General features: G+C 42.0%; 8 protein-coding genes and 1 pseudogene. 8 read left to right on the top strand and 1 reads right to left on the bottom strand.

Going from position 1 to position 22,743, the window contains the following annotated elements:
• The first annotated feature begins 22 nt into the window (after positions 1–22).
• From GJB61_RS04630 to GJB61_RS04600, 7 genes and pseudogenes are all read left to right on the top strand, one after another.
• Positions 23–6,280 (top strand): non-ribosomal peptide synthetase, encoded by a 6,258-nt coding sequence (locus GJB61_RS04630; protein ID WP_229521544.1) that lies wholly within the window; start codon positions 23–25, stop codon positions 6,278–6,280.
• Positions 6,281–6,295: 15 nt separating this feature from the next.
• Positions 6,296–7,570 carry an ACP S-malonyltransferase gene (gene fabD, locus GJB61_RS04625; protein WP_154117322.1) on the top strand — a complete coding sequence of 425 codons (1,275 nt, stop codon included), beginning with the start codon at positions 6,296–6,298 and terminating at the stop codon, positions 7,568–7,570.
• 34 nt (positions 7,571–7,604) lie between these two features.
• Positions 7,605–12,365 carry a type I polyketide synthase gene (locus GJB61_RS04620; RefSeq protein WP_154117321.1) on the top strand — a complete coding sequence of 1,587 codons (4,761 nt, stop codon included), beginning with the start codon at positions 7,605–7,607 and terminating at the stop codon, positions 12,363–12,365.
• Between the two features lie 16 nt (positions 12,366–12,381).
• Positions 12,382–17,091: a type I polyketide synthase gene (locus GJB61_RS04615; protein WP_154117320.1), complete on the top strand. Its 4,710-nt coding sequence runs from the start codon at positions 12,382–12,384 to the stop codon at positions 17,089–17,091.
• A gap of 2 nt (positions 17,092–17,093) precedes the next feature.
• Entirely contained in the window at positions 17,094–17,549 is a 456-nt protein-coding gene (locus GJB61_RS04610; RefSeq protein WP_154117319.1) for a GNAT family N-acetyltransferase, read from the top strand.
• 276 nt (positions 17,550–17,825) lie between these two features.
• Positions 17,826–18,325: pseudogene (locus tag GJB61_RS04605) on the top strand (accessory Sec system translocase SecA2); the annotation flags it as partial.
• A gap of 328 nt (positions 18,326–18,653) precedes the next feature.
• On the top strand, positions 18,654–19,421 hold the full coding sequence (locus GJB61_RS04600) for a hypothetical protein (RefSeq protein WP_338115674.1): 768 nt from the start codon (positions 18,654–18,656) through the stop codon (positions 19,419–19,421).
• Positions 19,422–19,560: 139 nt separating this feature from the next.
• On the opposite strand, the gene GJB61_RS04595 is transcribed toward GJB61_RS04600, so the two are convergent.
• Positions 19,561–20,949 (bottom strand): S-layer homology domain-containing protein, encoded by a 1,389-nt coding sequence (locus tag GJB61_RS04595; RefSeq protein WP_154117317.1) that lies wholly within the window; start codon positions 20,947–20,949, stop codon positions 19,561–19,563.
• Positions 20,950–21,565: 616 nt separating this feature from the next.
• Between GJB61_RS04595 and GJB61_RS04590 the strand changes: the two genes are divergently transcribed.
• Positions 21,566–22,210: a hypothetical protein gene (locus GJB61_RS04590; RefSeq protein WP_154117316.1), complete on the top strand. Its 645-nt coding sequence runs from the start codon at positions 21,566–21,568 to the stop codon at positions 22,208–22,210.
• Positions 22,211–22,743 lie beyond the last annotated feature (533 nt).

The raw sequence follows: 22,743 nt of genomic DNA, 5'->3' as shown, positions 1-22,743 counted from the left end.
AGGTGAACAAACTGTGAGCATAATGGCCAATCAAAGCAGCTTTTTGAAAGAACAAATCTATTGGAAGGAGCAATTGAAGAACTGTTCTGCAATTAGCGGTTTTCCAGCAGATGGTGGCAGTAAATCTAAATCTAAATATCAGTACACCAAAAGAGTTTGCTCCAAGGAATTCCCACCAGAATTAGTGAGTAAACTTTGCGGGATGACTAAAAACTCCGAATACGGGATCTTTATGATTTTGGTTTCAGGGTTGAAGTATTTGATCCATACCTATTCAGGGGAGAAAGATATTCTTGTCGCTATGCCTGTGTTTAAACAAAGCACTAACTCGAGTCTAAACGACAACATACTATTGCTCAGAACAAAGCTGGATAATCTGCAGAGTCTAAACTTTCAGAACTTGTTCTTGCAAACGAAAGAGACTATTACCTCTGCAGATGAAAATCAGAACATGTCACTGGAATGGTTGATTAATCAGTTGAATCTGGATTCACGACTGCGCACGGTGATCCTTATGGACAATATCCATAATTATGGGGTGGTCGCTGGCAGGAATGCCGATATGGTTTTTCGATTCAACAAATCGGACGCGGCAATAACGTTTGATATAGACTATAATGCTGAGATTTATCAGGAGAGCACTATTGATCAAATTGCTTCACATCTCATTCGCTTTTTGTCAATTACCCTTTTTCAAGCAGCACTGCCCATCTCGGGGATTGAAATCATTAGTGAAGAGGAGAAACAGGAAATTCTTCAGGTCTTTAATCATACTCGTCAAGAGTATCCGTCAACTTCTCCGGTAAACCGGTTATTTGAACAAATTGCAGACCTTTATCCTGATCATCCAGCGCTCCAGTATGAAGGTGAACAATGGTCCTATGGTTTTTTGAACAGTAAGTCCAATCAAATTGCTAGGTACTTGAATGCAAAAGGAATTTCATCCGCAAAACCGGTCGGGATTCTAATGGAGCGCTCACTCGAAGCCGTTGCAGCGATTATAGCCGTTGTCAAATCCGGCGGTGTGTACGTCCCTATTGACCCTCAATATCCAGAGGAACGGGTACGCTTCATGATCAAAGACAGCGGTATGGAGCTGATGATTACTGAGCAGTCTCTCCTAAACCAATATTCTGCTCATGTCGAGTGCATTACAACTGGCCATCTTGAAATATATGAACAGTCCCAAGAGAATCTTGAAACGATAAACCAAGCGGATGATTTGCTGTACATCATGTACACTTCAGGATCAACAGGCCTTCCCAAAGGGGTACTTATCGAACATAAAAATGTAGTTCGGCTTGTTAAACAGACCAATTATGTACAGTTTCAGCCAAATGACAGGTTTATTCAAACCAGCCCTTTTGTATTTGATGCATCCACGCTTGAACTCTGGGGCAGCCTGTTAAACGGATTGACTCTGTATTTGGTTGATAAGGAAACGATACTGGATACTGAGAAACTGGAGGACTTGCTTACAAGTGAAAAGATCACGATCATGTGGCTTACTTCGCCTTTGTTTACGCAGCATGCCAGAAACCACCCGGAGATGTTTGCGGCACTGAGGTATTTGTTTATCGGAGGTGATGTGCTATCGAATATACAGGTGCAAATGGTAAGAAGGCAATGTCCTGAAGTCAAGCTTATTAATGGTTATGGCCCTACGGAGAATACAACCTTTTCAACTTGTTTTCATATTCAGGAAGATTATCCCGATCGTATTCCAATCGGTTCACCTATTGGCAATTCAGTGGCCTATGTTATGGATGAGGCGGGCAGGCTGAAACCAAAGGGAGCTATAGGGGAGTTATATGTAGGTGGAGATGGTGTTGCCCGGGGGTACACGAATCAAGCTGAATTAAATGCAAGCAACTTTATTAAGGATCCCTATGCAGAAGCGGGACGATTATACAAAACGGGGGATCTTTGCAGATGGTTACCTGGAGGCATTCTTGAATATCTTGGGCGAAAAGACCAGCAAGTGAAAATTAGAGGCTTCCGCATTGAACCGAGTGAAATCGAGCATCAGCTTTTGAAGCATTCAGGAATTAAACAATCCAGAGTGATCGTCAGGAAAGATAACCAGGATGAGAGAATGTTGTGTGCATATTTAGTATGTCTGAATACATTATCTACTAAGGAAATTATAGAGTTTCTGGCCCACGATCTTCCTGAATATATGCTGCCTACCCGGTTTTATCAGGTAGATTCCATACCATTAACTACGAATGGCAAGGTGGATGTCACCAGCTTAATACGAGATGGCCTGGAATTCTCCGATTCGGTAGAATTTATTGAACCTGAAGGCTCTATCGAAGAGAAAGTGGCTGTTTTTTTTAAAAATACACTGAATAAGGGGAAGTTAGGAGTTCTCGATGATTTCTTTACTTCAGGGGGGCATTCTCTCTCGGCAGCAGTGTTATTAACGAAAATTAATAAGGAATTCAAGATCAGAATTTCATTACGTGAGTTTTTTGCGAATTCAACTGTCAGGGACACCGCAAAATTAATTGTAAGTGCGGATCAGCCGATTTTTCCGGAAATGCTGGAAGCTGAGGAGCAAGAAGTCTATCCGACTTCTCCCGCGCAAAACAGGATGTTTATTCTTAATCAGTTCAAACAAGCGGGAACCCATTATAACGTACCCATTGTATTATCACTTACAGGCCATCTTGACAAAGAGAGGTTCTCCAAAGCTATAAGAAGACTGATAGAGAGGCATGAATCTTTACGAACCTCCTTTGAAATAGCCAATGGCCAACTGGTTCAGCGGATTCATCCTTACGTTCAGAACGATATTCTGTTTCGGGAAATGAATGAAGCTGTGGATCTCGCTCCGTTGCACCACTTTATTCAAGCATTTGATTTAAAACAGTCTTCATTGATAAGAGTGGGGATATTCAGCTCAAGTTCGTCAGAGCATTATATGATCATGGATATTCATCATATTATCACTGATGGGGTGTCCATGAAGCTCCTACTGAATGATTTGTTTGCCTTATACCGGGAGGAAGAGCTTCAGCCTCTCCGGCTGCAATATAAGGATTATGCGGTATGGCAGAAGAAGCTGCATAAGGACAATTGGCTAAAAGATCAAGAGGGATATTGGTTGCAATTATTTGCAAACGAGATTCCTGTGCTTGAGCTGCCTACTGATTATCCCAGACCGGCAGTCCAAAGCTATGAAGGATATACAATAGAACATCATTTGGATGTAGACATGACCAGAAATTTGCGTGCACTGGCACACCGGACATCGTCTACTCTATATATGGTGCTGTTGGCTGCTTTAAATGTAATGCTTGCGAATTATACCGGAAACAGAAACATTCTCATAGGTTCCCCAACTGCCGGCAGAGGCTACGAGGAAACCCGTGACATTGTGGGGATGTTTGTGAACATGGTGGTTATGAACAACCAGCCGGAAGTCAGTCTCACCTTCAGCAAATTTCTCGAGCAAGTGAAGAGGAATACCTTGGCTGCTTTTGATCATCAGGATTTTCCGTTTGAAGAATTAGTTGACAAACTGAAGATCCAAAGAGATACGAGCAGGAATCCACTGTTTGATGTAACTTTTGATTTGCAAACTACGGAAGCGTCTGAACAGAAGCTTTGGGCGGAGGATCTTGATATCAAGACTGTCAATCTGGGGAATGCTCAATCCAAATTCGATTTAACCATTGCTGCCATTGAAACTGAACGTGGAATCCGGCTCATCTTTGATTACTGCTCTGCACTTTTTAAACCGGAATCTATTAAGAGAACAGCCCTACACTTTTCCAATATTCTTGAACAAGTAATAGACAATCCGGATATCGTGTTGGGTGAAATTAATCTGGTAACAGCTGAAGAAAAGAAGCAAATATTGTATCAATTTAATCCGCCGCCTCAGCCATATCCGAAAGAGAAAACACTTGATCAGTTATTTGAGGAGCAGGTTGAACTTACGCCTGAGGGAATTGCGCTCATCTACAAACAAGAGCGATGGTCATATCATGAACTTAACACTCGGGTTAACCGATTAGCAAGAGTGCTGCAGCAACATGGGGTCGGCAAAAATATGCGAGTAGCACTGATGCTGAAGCGTTCTCCAGAAATGATCTCGATCATGTTGGCTGTTTTAAAAACCGGAGGTGCTTATGTTCCTATTGATCTTGATTCTCCTGCAGGAAGAATAGCGGATCTTATTGAAGATTCTGTTCCAACAATAATTATTCTCAAACATGAGAAGGATGTGGATAAAATTCCTCTTTCATGCAGAGAACGGATTGTAATCCAAGATCAGCTTATGAAAGACATGAGAAACGAAGCTGAACACAACATCGCAATCAATCACACCTCAGATCAGTTAGCATTCGTAATGTTCACATCAGGTTCAACTGGAAGGCCCAAAGGCAACCTTACCACTCACTTCAATGTTAGCAGAACGGTAAAAAACACCAATTATATTCATATTACACCGACAGATACCATGCTGCAGCTATCCAATTATGTTTTTGATGGTTCAATTTTCGATATTTATGGAGCGCTCTTGAATGGAGCCGCACTTGTCATGATTGATAAAGAAACGATATTGGACATGCCCAAACTATCTCAGATCATACAGGAAGAGAAGATTAGTATTTTCCTTATTACAACAGCATTATTTAATGCTCTGGTCGATTCCAGGATTGAAGCCCTAAAAAATGTTAAGAAGATTCTCTTTGGAGGAGAACGGGTTTCTCAGTTCCATGTTAACAAAGCATTTGCGTATTTGGGGCCTAACAGAATTATTCATTTGTATGGGCCTTCAGAAGGCACAGTATACAGCACCTACTACATAGTAAATGAGTGGAACGGAACAGAGAACATTCCTATAGGAGTGCCTGTTTCAAACACCTGTGTTTATATACTGGATCAACAGTTGCGTATTGTACCTGTAGGAGTGCCCGGAGAAGTGTGCATTGGCGGAGAGGGAGTAGTTGAAGGTTATTTAAAGCGGCCAGATTTGACGAATGAGAGGTTCATTGATAATCCGTATCAAAAACATTCCAAGCTCTACCGGACAGGGGATCTAGCGAAGTGGCGCCCAGACGGAAATATTGAGTTTATCAGCAGGATAGATAATCAAGTGAAATTAAGAGGACTAAGGATTGAATTGGGTGAGATTGAACAATGGATAAAACAATATGACTCCATTAGTGATTGTGTGGTTGTTCTCAAAGAAGAAGAGAATGAGCATAAATATCTGGCAGCTTATTATGTTTCAGTACAGGAAATTGATCTTAACAATCTTAAACGGTTTATTTCCGGATATTTAGCCAGTTATATGCTGCCCGCCGCCTTTTTCAGAGTAACCAGCATTCCTCTTACAGCCAACGGTAAAACAGATGTAAAGGCGCTGCCTAATTTGAAAGCAGAACGTACGCTGTTAAGCACTTCTTTCATTAAAGCCTCCAGCCAGACTGAACAGGAGTTGATCCGGATCTGGGAGAGGATACTCGTTCGGGATGATATAGGAGTTCATGATAATTATTTTGATTTGGGCGGGAACTCTCTTCAAGTTGTAAAAATGCATCAGGAAATAGAGGCTTTGCATCCTGATAAAGTTAGCATTGCGGATATTTTCTCGAATACAACGATAGCCAGTCTGGCTCAACTTATTATCAGTAAGGATAAATATCAGATCCTAAGGACAGAACTGGCAGGTCTATCTTTTCCAGCTGACTATATTACGAATGCAAAACATCAGCATGGTCTGGAAACAATGAATCTGCAGGTTCAAGGCCACCTATATGAAGGTATCTCTCAATTAGGTGTTCAAAATAAGATGGACATTCATATGATTATGCTGGCCTTGTATCTTTACTTGCTACATGAGGCAACAGATCAGCCAAAGATTCCGATACATCTGGTCTTATCCTCAAATGGGTTGGTAAGGGAGAGCCAGCCTGCGGTATCCGGGATTCACGATTTATCGCAATTCTCAGGACTCTTCACCGAAATTAAGCAATGGGTTGCTAATCAGCAGGAAGAAGAGGGGGAGCGTGTTCAAACTATATTAGATACAGTGCTACCTGAGAAACAAAAGCATTCAATACGGTTATTTTATACCAATCAAGAAGGTTACTTAGGAAAAGTTATTCCTGTATATGATTTGGCGATCCACTTCAAAGAAGAAGATGAGTCTCTGCTTCTGGTGTGTGAATTTAATACCGGGAAGTTGAAGCGTGAGAAGATCAGTCAAATAATGAACAACTACCTTCAACTAATAAAGTTGAGTATCACTAATATCAGATAAGAGGAGCGAGGATGAATGAAGAATTTCGCATATTTAATGCCAGGGCAAGGCTCTCAGTACGTTGGCATGGGAAAGAGTTTATGCAGAAAATACTCGGCCGCAAATGCAATTTTCAAAGAAGCCAATGAAGTTCTGGGGTTTGATCTGCAAGCTTTATGCTTTGAGGGCAATCCCGAGGAGTTAACAAAAACAGAAAATACCCAGCCGGCTATTCTTACTGTCAGTGTGGCGATGTTTAAGGCTTTCATGGAGGAGTATGGAATTCAGCCCGCATATTTTGCCGGTCATAGCTTGGGTGAGATTACAGCGCTAACTTGTGCTGGAGCTATTGAATTCCATGATGCAGTGAAAATTGTAAGAAACCGAGGCATCTTCATGCAAGAAGCGTCCCCCTTAGGCGTGGGGGCAATGGGAGCGGTCAGTGGAGTGGATACCAATACTATCCTGAAAATGTGTTTGGAAGCTTGCATTAATGGTGAAATCGTCGAGGTTGCAAATTACAATTCTCCTGATCAGATTGTTATATCCGGGCACAAATCAGCAGTAGAAAGAGTTAGTGGGAAGCTGACTGCAAAGGGGGCTACCGTAATTCCGCTAAAAGTTAGTGCGCCGTTCCATTCATCGTTAATGAGGCCAGCAGCCGATCGTATGAGAGAAGAACTAGGCAAGTATACGTTTGGCCCTCTTAGCTCAGAGGTTGTATCCGGTGTTACAGCCTTGCCATATGGTGGAGCAGATGACATTGTTGATTACTTGTCTGAGGGTATTATTAGACCTGTTCAATGGATTGCTACCATGAACTATCTTAAGAGCAGGGGCGTCTCACAAGCCATTGAAGCGGGGCCGGGTCATGTTCTAAAAAAACTTGCCAAGAAATGTACATCATCGATGCTTGTATATTCAGTGGATAAAGCTGAGGATGAAGCACTTTTGAACGAACGAATTCAAGCTTCTCCGTCTATTGAAGGCAAGGAGAACGGGAAAACCTCATTTCTGTCCCGATGCTTGGGTATCGCCGTATGCACTCAGAACTTTTGCTGGGATCAACAGGCTTACCAAGAGGGCGTAATTGAACCCTACAGAAAAGTCCAACGATTAGTAGAGCAATTAAATGAAGAGGGGAAGGAAGCAGAGACAGAACAAATAATAGAAGGCTACCAGATGTTGAAATCAGTATTTCAGACCAAAGGGACCCCTGTCAAAGAACAAATTTCAAGATTCGAGCAGTTATTCCGTGAGACCGGTGTATCTAGCTCAGTCGTTGATCTATTGGAATTGCCCACTGTTTAATCTTTGCTGCGAATCAATGTAATGGAGGGAACAAATGAAGAACAAGCTGCTGAATTGGTCTGCCGAAGATGATCAAGATTATAAACTGGACTCTTCCTCTTCACAAGATATCGCAATTATTGGAATGTCCGGAAGACTGGGCTGTACGGATTCTTTGGAAGAATTCTGGAATTTGGTTGTAGACGGAGAGGATGGAATCGGCTCCTTACCGGATATTCGGAGAAATGATATAGAAGGCTTTGTAAAGGAGCGGGCTTGCAAAGAAGAAATCGAATTTGTTAAAGCTTCTTATCTAAAAGAGATTGATAAGTTTGATAACGGATTATTTTCTATCTCTCCAGCAGAAGCTAACCTCATGGACCCTGAACAACGGATTTTCCTGGAAACTGCTTGGGCAGCTATTGAAGATGCGGGGTATGGAGGAGGGAAGCTATCCGGCACAGAAACGGGAGTCTTTATTGGTTACAGCAGTACAATTTCTGATGACTATATCACTTTGGTTGAGAGAAATGATCCTGAATTATTAACAATGGCAGTTCCCGGCAATCTCAAATCTATTATTCCCAGTAGGATCAGTTATCTATTGGACCTGCGCGGGCCCAGCATGCTTATCGATACAGCCTGTTCTTCATCACTAGTTGCACTGCATGTGGCCTGCCAATCCTTGCTGAATGCAGACTGTGAATACGCAATTGCCGGCGGTGTAAAAATCAATGTTGTGCCTGGAATAGTTACTGGATCGGAAGGGATGGGAACATGCTCTTCTGATGGCAAAACGAGGACATTTGACGAAAACTCTGATGGTACTGGTGTTGGAGAAGGTGTTGCAGCAGTTTTACTCAAACCGTTGAACAAAGCTTTGAGTGAAGGTGACCATATTTATGCAGTGGTCAAAGGAAGTGCTATCAACCAGGATGGGGCTTCAATGGGTTTGACCGCTCCCAACTCCGCAGCGCAGGAGAGGGTTATTCGCAAAGCCTGGGAGGCTGCGGATATCGAACCGGAATCACTTTCTTATATTGAGGCTCATGGAACCGCAACAGATCTGGGAGATCCTATTGAAATTGACGGAATAAGACGCGCATATCATAATCGCACTCGACGTAATCAATTTTGTGCAATTGGTTCTGTCAAAACAAATATCGGCCACTTGGACAGCAGTGCAGGCATCAGTGGATTAATTAAAGTGGTTTTGTCATTGTACAATAAGAAACTCCCGCCAAGTTTGCATTTTAAGTCGCCTAACCGAAAAATTCAGTTTATTGATTCTCCTGTGTATGTAAATGACAGATTACAGGAGTGGAAATCGGAAACTGGGCCCAGAAGGGCCGCAGTAAGTTCATTTGGATTAAGCGGCACAAATGCACATGTCATTCTTGAAGAAGCGCCATCTTTGAGCAAAAGAAGATTAAACAAAAAAAACGGGGCCAAATCTATACTCACTTTATCTGCTAAGAACGTAGAGGGCGTACAGAACCTTGTTACTTCCTATAGATTATGGCTGCATAAGCATGCGGGGCAAGAGGTATCTCTTGATGATATGTGTTATACAGCTAATACAGGGAGAGGCCATTACACCTGCCGAGCGGTCATTATATTCGATGATTTGTCTGATTTAGCAACCAAACTATTGGTGATGTCCAATCAATTAGGTACGTTAGACTCATTAGGGGTTTACTACGGGATATCGAAGGTGGTTCCCAATCAAAAGAAAAGAAAAAATGAAGATGAGATTACTGAAGAAGAACTCCTTTCCTTGACGAGTACTGCTGCTGATTTATTGAAGCAGTTTGAAGAAGGGGAGGAGCCGCTGAGAATGGAGAAGCTGTGCCTGTTGTACATAAAAGGGGCAGGCATTGACTGGGAACGGCTGTACCGTGGTGCAGATGTAAGGAAAGTTAGCTTACCAGTCTATCCTTTTGCCAAAGGAAGATGTTGGATGACGGAAAAACGGTCAGACCGGAAAGAAGAAGCAGGAGCCAAGAGTAGGCAGCATCCAATACATCCACTGATTGACCTATGTTTGGCAGATTCTATGGATTGCAGCATTTACTCAACAATTATTAATACGAATCAGCAGTGGGAGATTGGCGAGCATCGTCTGGAGAATGATTATCTGATGTTAGGAACTGGATATGTAGAAATGATGACGCAACTTGCTCGCAAAACCTTTCAATCTGGGAATATCGAATTGAGAAATGTGGTCTTTGCCTCTCCCTTATTCGCGAAAGAAGGGGTAAATAAAGAAGTTCAAACCATTATGCGTAGGAATGGAGAGGAAATTGAATTCAAGATCGTTAGTAAGAATGAAGAAGGAACGTGGATTATTCATTCAGAGGGAATTGCATCTAAAGGTAAAGATCAGCCTCAAAAGAAAGTAGATCCAGAAGCGCTTATCTCTCGTTGTTCTACACAAATTCCAATTAAACCGGAAACCTTCTTACTTGGTTTTATCAAAACAAGTCCGAGATGGCAAAGCACCCAAATAATTTATTTTGGTGACCAAGAAGCAGTCGCCAAAATCGAACTAGCTGAAGAATTCAGAGAAGAACTGGAACAGTACATGGTGTATCCGTCGCTGTTGGATTCTGCAGCAAATGCAGCAAACAGTGCATTGATGGAAGGCGTGTTTCTACCTTTGCTCTATGGAAAGATAAAAGTGTATGCTCCTTTTCCGTACAAATTCTACAGTCATATTAAGTATAAAGACAAAGTTAAAGAGAATCAGCAGATTGCTTCCGTAGATATTACTTTGATGGACCCGGATGGTTTTGTTTTTGCCGAGATTGAGGATTATACAATCAAAAAAGTGAACGTGTATGAGCTTATTCCAAGTGCTAGAGGAGATCATGGATTTTATTACAACAGGGTGTGGCAGAAACGCGAACAGGTTGTTGAACGGAATCATCCGCGATATAAACAGGTTCTGATAATTCAAGGAAAAGATGAAGCAGTAAGTGAACCTCTTGCTGTTGCTCTTGAGAAAGCGGGCTCCAATGTAATCAGAGTCAGACTTGGTGATCAATACAGCTATCACTCGAGGAAGCAGATTGTTATTCGTGGAGAGGAACAGGACTACAAGAGGCTTGCTTATGATTTAGTGGATGATCATCAAGAGATTGAACAGGTTATTTTTTCGGGCTTAGCATGCAGACGACTTGAAGATATTCATAATAAAACCGAGTTTTACGAAGAGTTACAGGGGACATCCGACGGGCTTTTCTATTTGGTCAAGCATTTTGTACAGTCGAAAGTCTCAAACAATGTGGAATATGTGTTGCTATCCAACAACGGGTATGTTATCAGCAGGAATGAGAGTTTCATTAATCCGTTCGCGGCCGCAATTTATGCGATGAGCAAAGCGCTGCAACAAGAGTATTCCAATCATATCTTCCGGTGTATTGATCTTGACGGACAACATGATGTCCCCCTGATCATGCAGGAATTAGTTGAAGAGAAACAGTCCCATATCGTCAGTTACCGGAATGGAAGCAGATATGTGGAACAATTTTCAGAACAGCAGATGGACGATGTTGAGCCAGATGAGGTTCATTTGCATAGTGAAGGAGCATATGTCATCACCGGTGGAACGGGTGGAATCGGCTTGGAAATTGCTAAGTACCTTGCTTCGATAACAAACGTAAGACTGGTATTACTGAATCGAACACCGCTGCCTCCACGTCTGAAGTGGGAGGAAATCCTTCATAGTCATGAGGATCATAAAGTCCAGGGAAAGATTAGGGCGATTCAAGAAATTGAGGCGATGGGTTCACAGGTGGATTTTATGAGTCTGGATATTTCAAATTATGAAGACTCATCGATTACCTTCCAGGAAATACGGAAAGCATACGGTAAAATTAACGGAGTTATTCATAGTGCAGGGGTAGCAGGAGAAGGATTCTTGATCCGTAAAGAAAAGCATCAATTTGATGAAGTTGTTAGACCCAAAGTGCACGGAACGTGGAACATCGATCATATCACAAAAGAAGACAAGCTTGATTTCTATATTTTATTCTCATCGTTAACCGCTGTTTTTGGCTCTCCCGGACAATCAGATTACACCATGGCCAACTCATTTATGGATTCATATGCCCAATACAGAAGCCGACAGAACAAACGAACGATTACGATTAATTGGCCGGGCTGGAGTGAAACGGGGATGGCTGTTGAATATGGAATCAATCAATCCAGTGGATTCGTTCGGCCAATGACGTCTGCCCACGGAATACGGGCTTTTCATGAGATTCTGCACAAAAAAATTAGTGGAGTAATGGTGGGGCGATTAGAAATGGATAATTTCGCACAAGCATCTGGAAAGATGCTGATTAGTTTATCACCGCAGCTTGAACAATCCCTTAGTCAATCAGAAATTTCCAAAGAGCGTGTTGATTCCCAGAAGCAGAATCAGAATCAGGATTCATTGTTGAGTTTAACCGGAAAAAGTACAGAGGATCTTACTCAGAGCGAACTTAAAGTTGCTCAAGCCTGGGCTACGATTCTGGGGATGAATGAGCTGGATTTATATGACAAATTTCTGGAAATCGGTGGAGACTCTCTACTGGCAACCTATCTTTTGAAAGAAATAAATGTTTCATTTCCAGGAGTGATGGATATTACGGATGTATTTATCTACTCTACAATTCTGGAAATGGCCGATTACATTGATAACCAGCAACAAACGGTAGTAGTTAAATCACCAATGAAAAAGGAAGAGTCAGATGAGCAAATGGAGCGGATTTTGGAAAAGCTGGCGCGTGGAGAGATAAGTGCAGCTGAAGTGGAAAAGTTAATATAATTAGGAGGATCTGCAGATGGATAATATCAAGAAATATATCTTTGATCAGGTAGCTGCCAACAGACTTGCTCCTCAAGAAGCTACACAATTGCTGAAGGAGCTGCGTAGTGAGAAGGAAGAATCCATTGCCGTAATTGGCATGTCTTGTAAGCTTCCAGGTGCAAACAATGTCTCCGAGTATTGGAACAACCTCGTTAACGGTGTGAATTGCATGAGTGTTTTTCCTGAAGAAAGAAAAAAGTATCTGGCGCCAATTCGCGAGAATCCACATTTCTCGGAATTTGTTACCGGTGCTGTGTCTACACCAGAGGATCACACGAAGGCCGACAATAATAAGGCAGGTTATTTAAGTGATATTGATATGTTTGATGCAGAGTTTTTCAATATTCCTCCCAGAGAGGCCAAGTATATTGATTCCGTGCAGAGAGTATTTCTTCAAACCGCCTGGTCTGCAATTGAAGATGCCGGTTATGGAGGGAATAAGATCTATGGATCAAATACTGGGGTTTACGTTGGAAAAGATAATACGGGTTCTACGTTTTACAGATGGCTGGTGGAAGGTGACCCCATGCTATTTACTGGAACCTGGGAAGGAATACTTGCCAGCAGAATCAGTTATCTTTTTAACATGAGAGGCCCGGCTATGGTAGTCGATACCGCATGCTCTTCTGGTCTGGTGGCAATTCATAATGCATGCAAGGCGTTATTGAACAAAGAATGTGAAATGGCACTTGCGGGTGGTGTTGCACTCGGAAGTACACCGCAATCCTCATCTGATGATGAGGACAATAATAGTGTCATCTCTTCAGTTCAAGCGGATGACGGGATTGTCAGAACCTTTGATAAGCGATCAAGCGGAACCATATTTGGTGAGGGAGTCGGGGCTATTCTGCTGAAGCCTCTCAGCAAAGCGTTAGAAGACGGGGATAATATCTATGCGATTATTAAGGGTAGTGCATTAAATAACGATGGAGCATCAAATGGCATCACAGCACCTAATCCTAGAGCGCAAGAAGATCTTTTCTGCAAAGCTTGGGAAGATGCTAAGATTAATCCTGAAACCATAGCCTACATTGAAGCACACGGTACAGGCACAGCATTGGGGGATCCGATTGAGGTCAAAGGATTAACGGGTGCATTCGGCAGGTATACAAATCACAAACAATTTTGCGGAATTGGTTCTGTAAAGACGAATATGGGGCATTTGATTGGGGCTTCGGGCTTAGCGGGGATCATTAAAGTAATTCTCTCGTTGCAGCAAAAGACGTTGCTTCCAATGATTAATTTCAGTGAACCTAATCCGCATATTAATTTCCCGAATTCACCGCTGTATGTTTCCGATACAATAAAGGAATGGAAGGAAGAGGATTATCCACGGCGGGCGGGAGTCAACGCCTTTGGATTTAGTGGGACTAACGCTCATATCGTTGTGGAAGAGGCGCCCGTTTCTAGGACTCGAAGTGCAGAGGAGCTTTATGTGCCACAGGTATTTGCGATCTCTGCAAAAAGTGAGAGTGTTCTGGCTGAGCTGGTTCGCAATTATGATCAGTTTCTGCGCGTGAATAATCAGTTAAACCTGGCAGATGTTTGCTACACCGCAAATACTGGGCGGGGGCATTATTCGCATCGTTTGATTATGATTGTGAATGATCTTGCCGATTTGAAAAAGAAGATAACAGCCGTAAATCTATCCGGACTAAGAAATACCTTCATGGAGGGATTATGGTATGCCAAACATCAGATTGTTTCTGACAAGAGAAAGGTGCAAGATTCCGGCGAAATTTCCGAAAGCCAAAAACGGGGATACGACATAGAATTCAAAAAAAGGCTGGATACATTACTGGAGTTGAACGGTTCATCGTATGAGAACTTCCTGAACGAGTTATGCGGCTATTATATTAAGGGGGCTCACATCGATTGGGAAACTATGTATTCGGCGAACAAGAGAAGAAAGGTGAGTCTGCCGGTCTATCCGTATGAGAAGATACCTTACTGGGCAGAAATTCGCAAGTCATCAATTAAAAATACGATTAACGCAAAAGAAATTATGCATCCGCTATTAGACAGACTGGCCATTCATTCAATTTCTCAGGATATTTATACCGTTCAGCTTGGTGTGGATACCCATTGGGTGCTGAAGGATCATAAAATTCTTGGGAACCATGTAATTCCGGGTACTGCGTATATTGATTTGTTAAGAACACTGGGTCAAATATACTTCGTTGATACTGCTGTTGAACTAAGAGATATACAATTTTTCACTCCGTTGTCTGTAGATGAGGCTGAACCCAAAGAAGCACAAATTATTGTGACCAAGCAAGACGATTACTACAATGTGGTTGTAGCCAGTTTGTTACCGGAAGATGATGATCGCTGGGTTGTTCATGTGGAAGGGAAAATATATGGTGTGGAGCCAGGAGAACCAGAGGTTCCTTTTTATTCAGTGGAGACCATATTGGAGTATGGAGATTTGAACCCGTTAAATCTGGACTTCAGTCTCATCAGTGATACGCAATCTGAATTGGTTGCCTTTGGTCCAAGATGGTTTAACGTAAAGGGAGCCTATAAAGGAGAGCAGCATCTGGTTGTACACCTTGATCTGCCTAATGAATTTATTCCAGACTTGGACATCTATCATTTCCATCCATCGTTGCTGGACAATGCTTTGAATACAGGAATTAACGCTTTTGGAGACGGGATATACCTACCGTTTTCTTATGGATGCTTTAAAGTATATAACCGTATGCCGTCCAGCTTCTACAGCTATGCTACACGAAAAAATCGTATAAACAGCAGTCTGGAGACCATGGAGTTTGATATTTGTCTACTGGATGAGAATGGGGCTGTATTTGCAGAGATTAAAGATTACCGTGTCAAAAAGGTTAACCAAATTGATGCGGCTAACTATAAGAGAACTTATTATAAGCCGCTTTGGAAAAACAAAGAGCTGGAGAGTTCTGAAGATAACATACATGGAAGTGTGGTTGTTTTTAAAGACGAATACGAGTTCTCTAATCGGTTGATTGAAGCTCTCAGAAGCAAGGGTTGCGATATTATTGAAGTCCAACTCGGAGAAGAGAGTTTCAAAATAAATGATAACATGTATGTTATAGATGGTTCTGAAGAGAGTTATCAAGAAATCGTTGATAAGTGCGACCAGAATCAGGTGAATCAGTTTATTCACCTTCTGACCCTTAACGAACAAAATGAAGTCAACACCTTTGAACAACTTATGGAGCGCAAAAGAAATGGATTGGACAGCCTGTTCTTTCTGACGAGAGCGGTATCCAGAAGTAAGCAGCGAAATGAAAAGTTTATCACATTGGTCTCAGACTATGTCAAAGAGGTGACAGGTGACGAACACAGTATTAATCCTCATCATGCAGCATTTTTTGGTCTTGGTAAAGTAGTTCCTTATGAGAATCTGAATATGTTCTGTAAGACTATTGATATCGACGACGATACCAGTATCGAGAGCATAGTTCATGAACTGAGCCATCCTAAACAAGAAAGCAATGTGGCTTATCGAAAGGATGTAAGGTATATAGAAGAACTGAACCAGGTTAGCATACCAGCTGAGGCGCCTAATGAACTCTCTATTGTAGAGGATGGAGTGTACGTTATTACGGGGGGGAATAGCGGTATTGGGCTTGAAGTGGCCAAACATCTTGCTGCCAAAAAGCCCGTCAAGCTATGTCTTCTCAGCCGTTCGATCATACCGGAGAAGGATAAGTGGGCAGAGATCATTGCATCCGATGAAGAAAACAGTCTTGTACACAAGGTGAAAGCACTGCAAGAGATTGAAGCTTCAGGATCATTTGTTCATTGCTATCAAGCTAATATTGGAAAGATGGAAGAGATTGAAGCTGCATTAACTATAATCAAGGAACATCATGGAACGATAAACGGTATCTTCCATTGTGCCGGACTACCTGGGGATGGATTTATATTACGAAAAGAAAAGGCGATCTTTGACGAGGTAGTTCTGCCTAAGTTTGAAGGTACATGGTTGCTTGACAATCTCACAAGAGAGCTGGATCTGGATTTTCTTGTTTTGTTCTCCTCCATGACCTCCATTGTAGGTGCGCCAGGGCAAGGAGATTACGCAGCTGCGAATGCATATATGGATGCGTATTCTATGTACCGGAATAAACTCGGCAAACGTACCCTTGCAATTAACTGGTCTGCTTGGACAGAGACGGGCATGGTAACCCATTTAGGAATCACGAAAAAAGATGTTCTGTTCAAATCCTTGAGAAACAGAGAGGGCCTTGAAATTTTAGATGAGCTGATGAAGTATAACGTTTCTAACGTAATTACTGGTGAGATGAATTATGAGCTGGCTAACTTTACCGAAATTGAGAGTGTAATTGGAGTATCCAAAAAGATTAAGAAAAACATGGAGAAAAGCTCAAAGAAAAGAGTACGTGGATCGAACAAAAAGAATGTAAGAACCACTGCAGAAATCGACATCAAAGGTAAAGCACAGGGAGAATATACAGAAATGGAGAAAATTCTAGCCTCCTTGTATGCCACAGTATTGGAATTGGATGAAATCGACATATATAGTAATTTCAATGACTTGGGTGGCGATTCCATAATGGCTACTGAGGTTTCAAGAATAATTGATGAGCACTATCCGAATAAGGTGGATATTTCAGATGTGTTCACGTATAGCTCCATTTCTGACATGGCGGAATATTTAGGTACAAGATTGGAGGTCTAACGATGTTTAAACAGGTAGATAATATAGAAGAGCTTCGGGTCTTCAATAGTATTGTTGAGGAGGTTTGGGAGGAGAGTGGCTATGTGGTCGAACAAAGCGACGGAACTACCGACTGTTTCTTAATCTTTAACGATAATGTGGCTGTAGGGACCGTGGAATTTAAGCAGGTTTCTGAGCAAACTGAGATCTTAAGGTATTATCCTATTATTCCGATGGAATGCACGGTGGAAATTGATAAAATTGCAATCCTAAAAAAATATCGTTCCAGCGGAAGTATGTCTGAAATTATTAAGATCATCGCTGACTATACCCAACAGAACGGTGTTCAACGACTTATCGGCTTGATAGAACCATCCTTTTATAATTATTTGAAAAATGAGGTTAAAGCATCGATTGATGCCGTTGCCAAACCCTTCTTCTACAAGGGAGATTATGTTGTCCCAATAATAACTCAATAGTGTATATGAATTACACAGAAGAACATCAAGACTTGGAAACAAAGCCTGCGCTTATGTGCGAACAGCTAACCGCAAGCGGTATACTGCAGAGCTCTAATCTGGTAATTTTGGCATTCTGTTTGAACTTTATATCGACATTACTCCAGCACAAAAAGCCCGCGTCCTTTGCGGGCTTTTTGTGCTGGAGCGTGAAGCTCCGGGTGCTTCTTATTGGGCGCGTCGCAGTGAACTTCCCGCAGAGAAATGTCCCGCGAATATACGCGTTATGTACTTAGCGAGTTGATGGTTCGGCTCAGCATCAATAAAGTGATTCGCGCTCCTAGGCAGGATGAGGCTCTCGAAGAGCCAGTGTGGAGGATCAGAGGCAAATTCTATACAAGGAGCGGCTCGGAATTTTGAAAGGCGAGCAGAGTATGAGCCCTTCGGAGCAGAGGGTACGACTTTTTTATATCGACGAGTTCTGGGCTGACCATCTGGCATACGTTTCTTACCTTCGCGAAGGCATCCATTTGGAGAGCCTTGCCAGCCGCAATCTGATCGACGAATTTCATACGCAAATTACCCAAGCATACGAGCAAATTCTGGCTGAAATAAATACTGCGTCGGTGAATATGCTTGTAAGGCTCGGAGGTTCAAATGATCCGGCGGAGTGGGAAAAGTTCGGTCTGAAGAGCCCTACTTCCACTCGGACTTACATAATCAACGATCAATACAGCCAGAATATGCGCAGCTCATGGACCGCAGTGACCGTATTTGCTTATTGGATTCGCACGATTACGTCAAAATATTGGTGCAGCGTAGATTTTTTAAGGCTGGCCGCGTTGTCGCCCATCTTTCTGCACGAAATAACGGCTGATCTGAACTATTTCCAGAAGATTTTACCTTTTAATGTACATCATTTCTCGCAAACATTAGTTTGCTACTTCTCAATAATATCTGAATACCCACTCGACGATTAGAACACTTAACTAATTTTATCTTGACGATAATTAGTAGGTTATGCTAATATCTGTTCTATATTAAAGGCAATGTAGCCAAAGGGCTCAACCTCGCGTACCAGCGTGGTTGAGCCCTTCTTGCGTTTAAACAGAGAGGAGCCTTTTGATGAAAAAAACATTATTGTTGCAAAGACTGGATGAAATAGGAAAGGTGCTTGAGAATAGAGGGGATGTATTAGCTTTATTTGGCCTTGGTTCTGTGGGAATAGAAACCGATCGCATAGACGAATATTCAGATCTTGATTTCTTTGTTCTTGTAACTCCGGGCAACAAACAGAGGTATATTGACCACCTGGATTGGCTGGAGGAAACACATCCCTTAGCGTACCATTTTAAAAATAGCGAGCTTGGGCATAAGATTCTATTCGAAGATGGGATTTATGGAGAGTTTGCGATATTTGAAGAGTTAGATTTAGAAAGTGCTCTGTATACGGGCGGCAGAATGATTTGGAAGCAACCTTCTTATACGAATGAAGACATTCTTACAGGGTACATCCCTTCCTTAAAATCATCTTCGATCGACCATGTCATCGGTGAAGCACTGACCAACATTTATGTGGGGCTTGGCAGATTCGCCAGAGGAGAAAAATTATCAGCTTTAAGGTTTATAGAGAGTTATCCGATAGATGGCTTACTGTCTGTGATGCATTTATTAGAGCCAGAGGTAGCTTACTATCCTGATGTATTTGGAAATGAAAGAAGAGTTGAGAAAAGGTTCCCTAAATTTTCAAGTGTTCTCAGTGGCATGCTTCAAGGTTATGATAAAGTCCCGGAATCTGCCATTCATCTGCTGAATTACTTGGAAGAAATCTATCCTATTCATCCAAGAATGAGCTCAGAAATACGGGCTTTAGCCGAACATTGCAGAAAATGAGTGTGATTCTTCGCTGTTTTGGTAATCCACTCGGGTCTTAAGATCATCACAAACCTTATCTATCATTTTATTAAAAAAGAGCTGCCGACGGCAGCTCCTTAAACTTATTCTTCAGTTCAACATTTCTTGAGAATTTAACTTACAAGCTTACTAATTTAATAACAATAGAAGCGTTTACGTTTGTATTTGTGCCTCCTGCCAATGTCTGAAGAGTAACGGCCGAACTTGAAGAATGATTTTTCAGAGTAATAACATCACCTGCGGATAGAGTAAGTATGAGGTGCCCATTGTTTTGTTGATTAACTAAACCTGATCCAAATATACTTTCCGGAACAAGAGCTCCATTAACAAAGATTGCGAATTGATTAGATTCTTCAGCTGTCACGGAAAAACTAATCTCATAAACACCACTATTGTCAATTTGAATATTTTCGTTTCCTGGTGCATGTGTAACTCCAACTAAAACACCGTTTGAATTAAAAGTAACATCAGTCTCTAATGCAACAGTTTGCGCAGATGTATTATAAATGTATCCGAAATACATTGAGCCCACCGGACCTGCCGGACCGATTGCACCCGCCGGACCTGCTGGACCGATTGCACCCGCTACACCCGCCGGACCTGCTGGACCGATTGCACCCGCTACACCCGCCACACCCGCCGGACCGGTTGCACCCGCTGCACCCGCCGGACCTGCTGGACCGGTTGCACCTGCTGCACCCGCTATGCCTGCCGGACCTGCTGGACCGGTTGTACCTGCCGCACCCGCTATGCCTGCCGGACCTGCTGGACCGGTTGCACCTGCTACACCTGCCGGACCAGTTGCACCCGAAGCACCCGCTGTACCTGCTGCTCCAGTCTGGCCAACTGCTCCAGTTTCACCTGTTGTATTTTCTTGTGCCTCCGCTTTGTAAGAAATTACACGATCCAAAGCTACGACTGCTTCTGCACGATTGAGTGGATTCATCGGCTTAAAGCTACTGTCCGCATCATGGCCAATCAATATATTACTAACTATTGCAGTATTAACGGCATACTTAGCCCAATCAGCAATCATGCTTGCATCTTGGAAAGAAGTGCCTGTGCTTTCATTTGCAGATACATTTAGCAGCCTCCCCACAATAACAGCTACTTCTTGTCTGCTAATCGGTTTGTTGGGGCCGATTGTTCCATCCGCATAACCTGTAATATACCCTGCTTTGACAGCGACTGCCAATTCGGAGTAAGCCCAATGATTCGAAGGAACATCACTAAATGATATTGCAGCTTTTTCTGTGAATCCAAAAGAACGATTAATCAAAGAAAAAAATTCTGCTCTTGTGATTGAATTATCAGGTTTGAAGCTTCCATCCTCGTATTTCTTAATAAGACCTTTTTGAATCCAAGTATTGATTTGGCTTTCTGCCCAATGCCCTTTAATATCCGATGCTTGTGAAGCAGTGGCACCGAATGCCACTCCAAAGGAAGAGAACAGCATACATGCAAAAATTAATGACAATACGGACATCTTGATTGATCTTTTCTTCATACTTTTGCCTCCGAATTATCTATTTATCCTGTGACCAACATTATTGGAAGAATGTACTTCATCCTATCATAAAAAATTATCCAGTATCTAATAAATTTTAGGTAGTATTTACGTTATAAAAATTTAAATTGCTTCTATTGTACATAAAGTTTCTGTGCGAAGGGATATGGAAGTCATCATAGGCCTATCGAAACTAACCAGATCATCCTCATAACTCAATTTCTGACGTAGGAAATTTCGTGGTTAATAACCTTAGCGGAGAAAGTCGTTGCAAAAGAATGTATAATTGTTGACAACCTATCTTAGAAAAGAGGCGGATTTTCTTTATACTCTATGCGTAAGCGTTTGCAATAAACAAACAGCAAGAAGCCCGCATTGAGACGCGGGCTTCTTTACATTGAATCTTCTCTAGTAGCCACTTGGTTCTCTCATAAGAAATCCGCTTCATTCCAAATCGAAGCCGCAGGTGTATAGTTTAGTCCAGCACGCGTTTCGTGTAATCCATATTTTTTTGTAGAAAAGGCTATAGATTGAAATAAGTAGTAATAAAGCTATGATATGCTAGACTGTACATGGTATACCGAAAAAATAGAAAATAAAACCATCAGGAGGTATTATGAAAAGCAAGAATAAGGGATTGTTATCCATAGTAATGGTACTAGTCTTAGTGCTGGTTACCGCATGTGGAGGAGAAAAAAAAGAAGTAAGCTTAGGTAGTACTGAAAGCGGATCATATACCAATGATTATTTTGGGTTTTCACTAACCTTCCCTAAAGAATGGGTTTATCAAAATGCTGACCAGATGAGCGAACTCATGGCTGCTAGTGTAGGAGCTATTGCTGGAGATGATAAAGCCAAAGGGAAAATGTTGGATTTATCTGTGGCCAAAACGCTCAATTTATTGATGGCTTCGAAATTTCCATTAGATTCAGGTAAAGCAGGCCCTTCCGCAGTGGCTGTTGCTGAAAAGGTAAGCATGCTCCAAGGTATTAAAAGTGGAAAAGATTATTTGGAAGCTTCTAAGAAATTAATGACGGATAGCAAGCTTCCTTATAAATATAAGGAGATAACAACTGTTAAAGTTGGTGGTAAAGACATGGATATGATGGAGGCCTCTATTGATGCAGGTGACCTGATTGTTACACAGGACTATTTCAGTACGATTATCGATGGCTATGCTTTTAACCTTATTCTTACTTATACAAACGATGAGACAAAGATTGAAACGGATAAGATATTGGAGTCAGTTAAGTTTAAATAATGGGACTGTCCCCGAAAAATATATTGTTCACGTAAGCGCCAGCCTTCTGTACTTCTAAGCTGTAAAAGCTAGAAACCGAGCCAGTCTCCGAGTTATTGGAGACTGGCTCGGTTTCGTTTTGATCTCTTTCTGTGCTCTTTACGGATTGGATTGTTGAGTGGGTGTCACTTGATCTAATGTTTTCCATTGGAATAGAGCTTGTATGAGGAACGTTTCAAGATCGCTCCAACATCCGAAACTGGCCAGGTGCATCTGCTGCTCTAGTTTCACTTATAGTTTTTCTTTGACCGCAGCTTTTTAAGAAATTACGCGATCCAAGGCTACAACTGTTTCTGCGCGATTTAGTAGATTCATCGACTTATAGCTGCTGTCCGCATCATAGCCTATCAAATTGAATTCTTAATATCTCAACTTTCGCAGCATGAAATCGGCAGATAAGCCTTGATGTAGCTGGGCAAAGCAGAGATCCAGTGCTGGAGTTGACTTTTAATCATAGCGGATAGTTTCTTACCGACTTGATTGGCGATTTCGTT

The sequence above is a fragment of the Paenibacillus monticola genome (assembly GCF_009664975.1).
In the GTDB taxonomy this organism is placed as follows: Bacteria; Bacillota; Bacilli; order Paenibacillales; family Paenibacillaceae; genus Paenibacillus_AQ; species Paenibacillus_AQ monticola.
The sequence above is the reverse complement of the archived record's forward strand: the minus strand, read 5'-3'. Positions and strand labels throughout refer to the sequence as shown.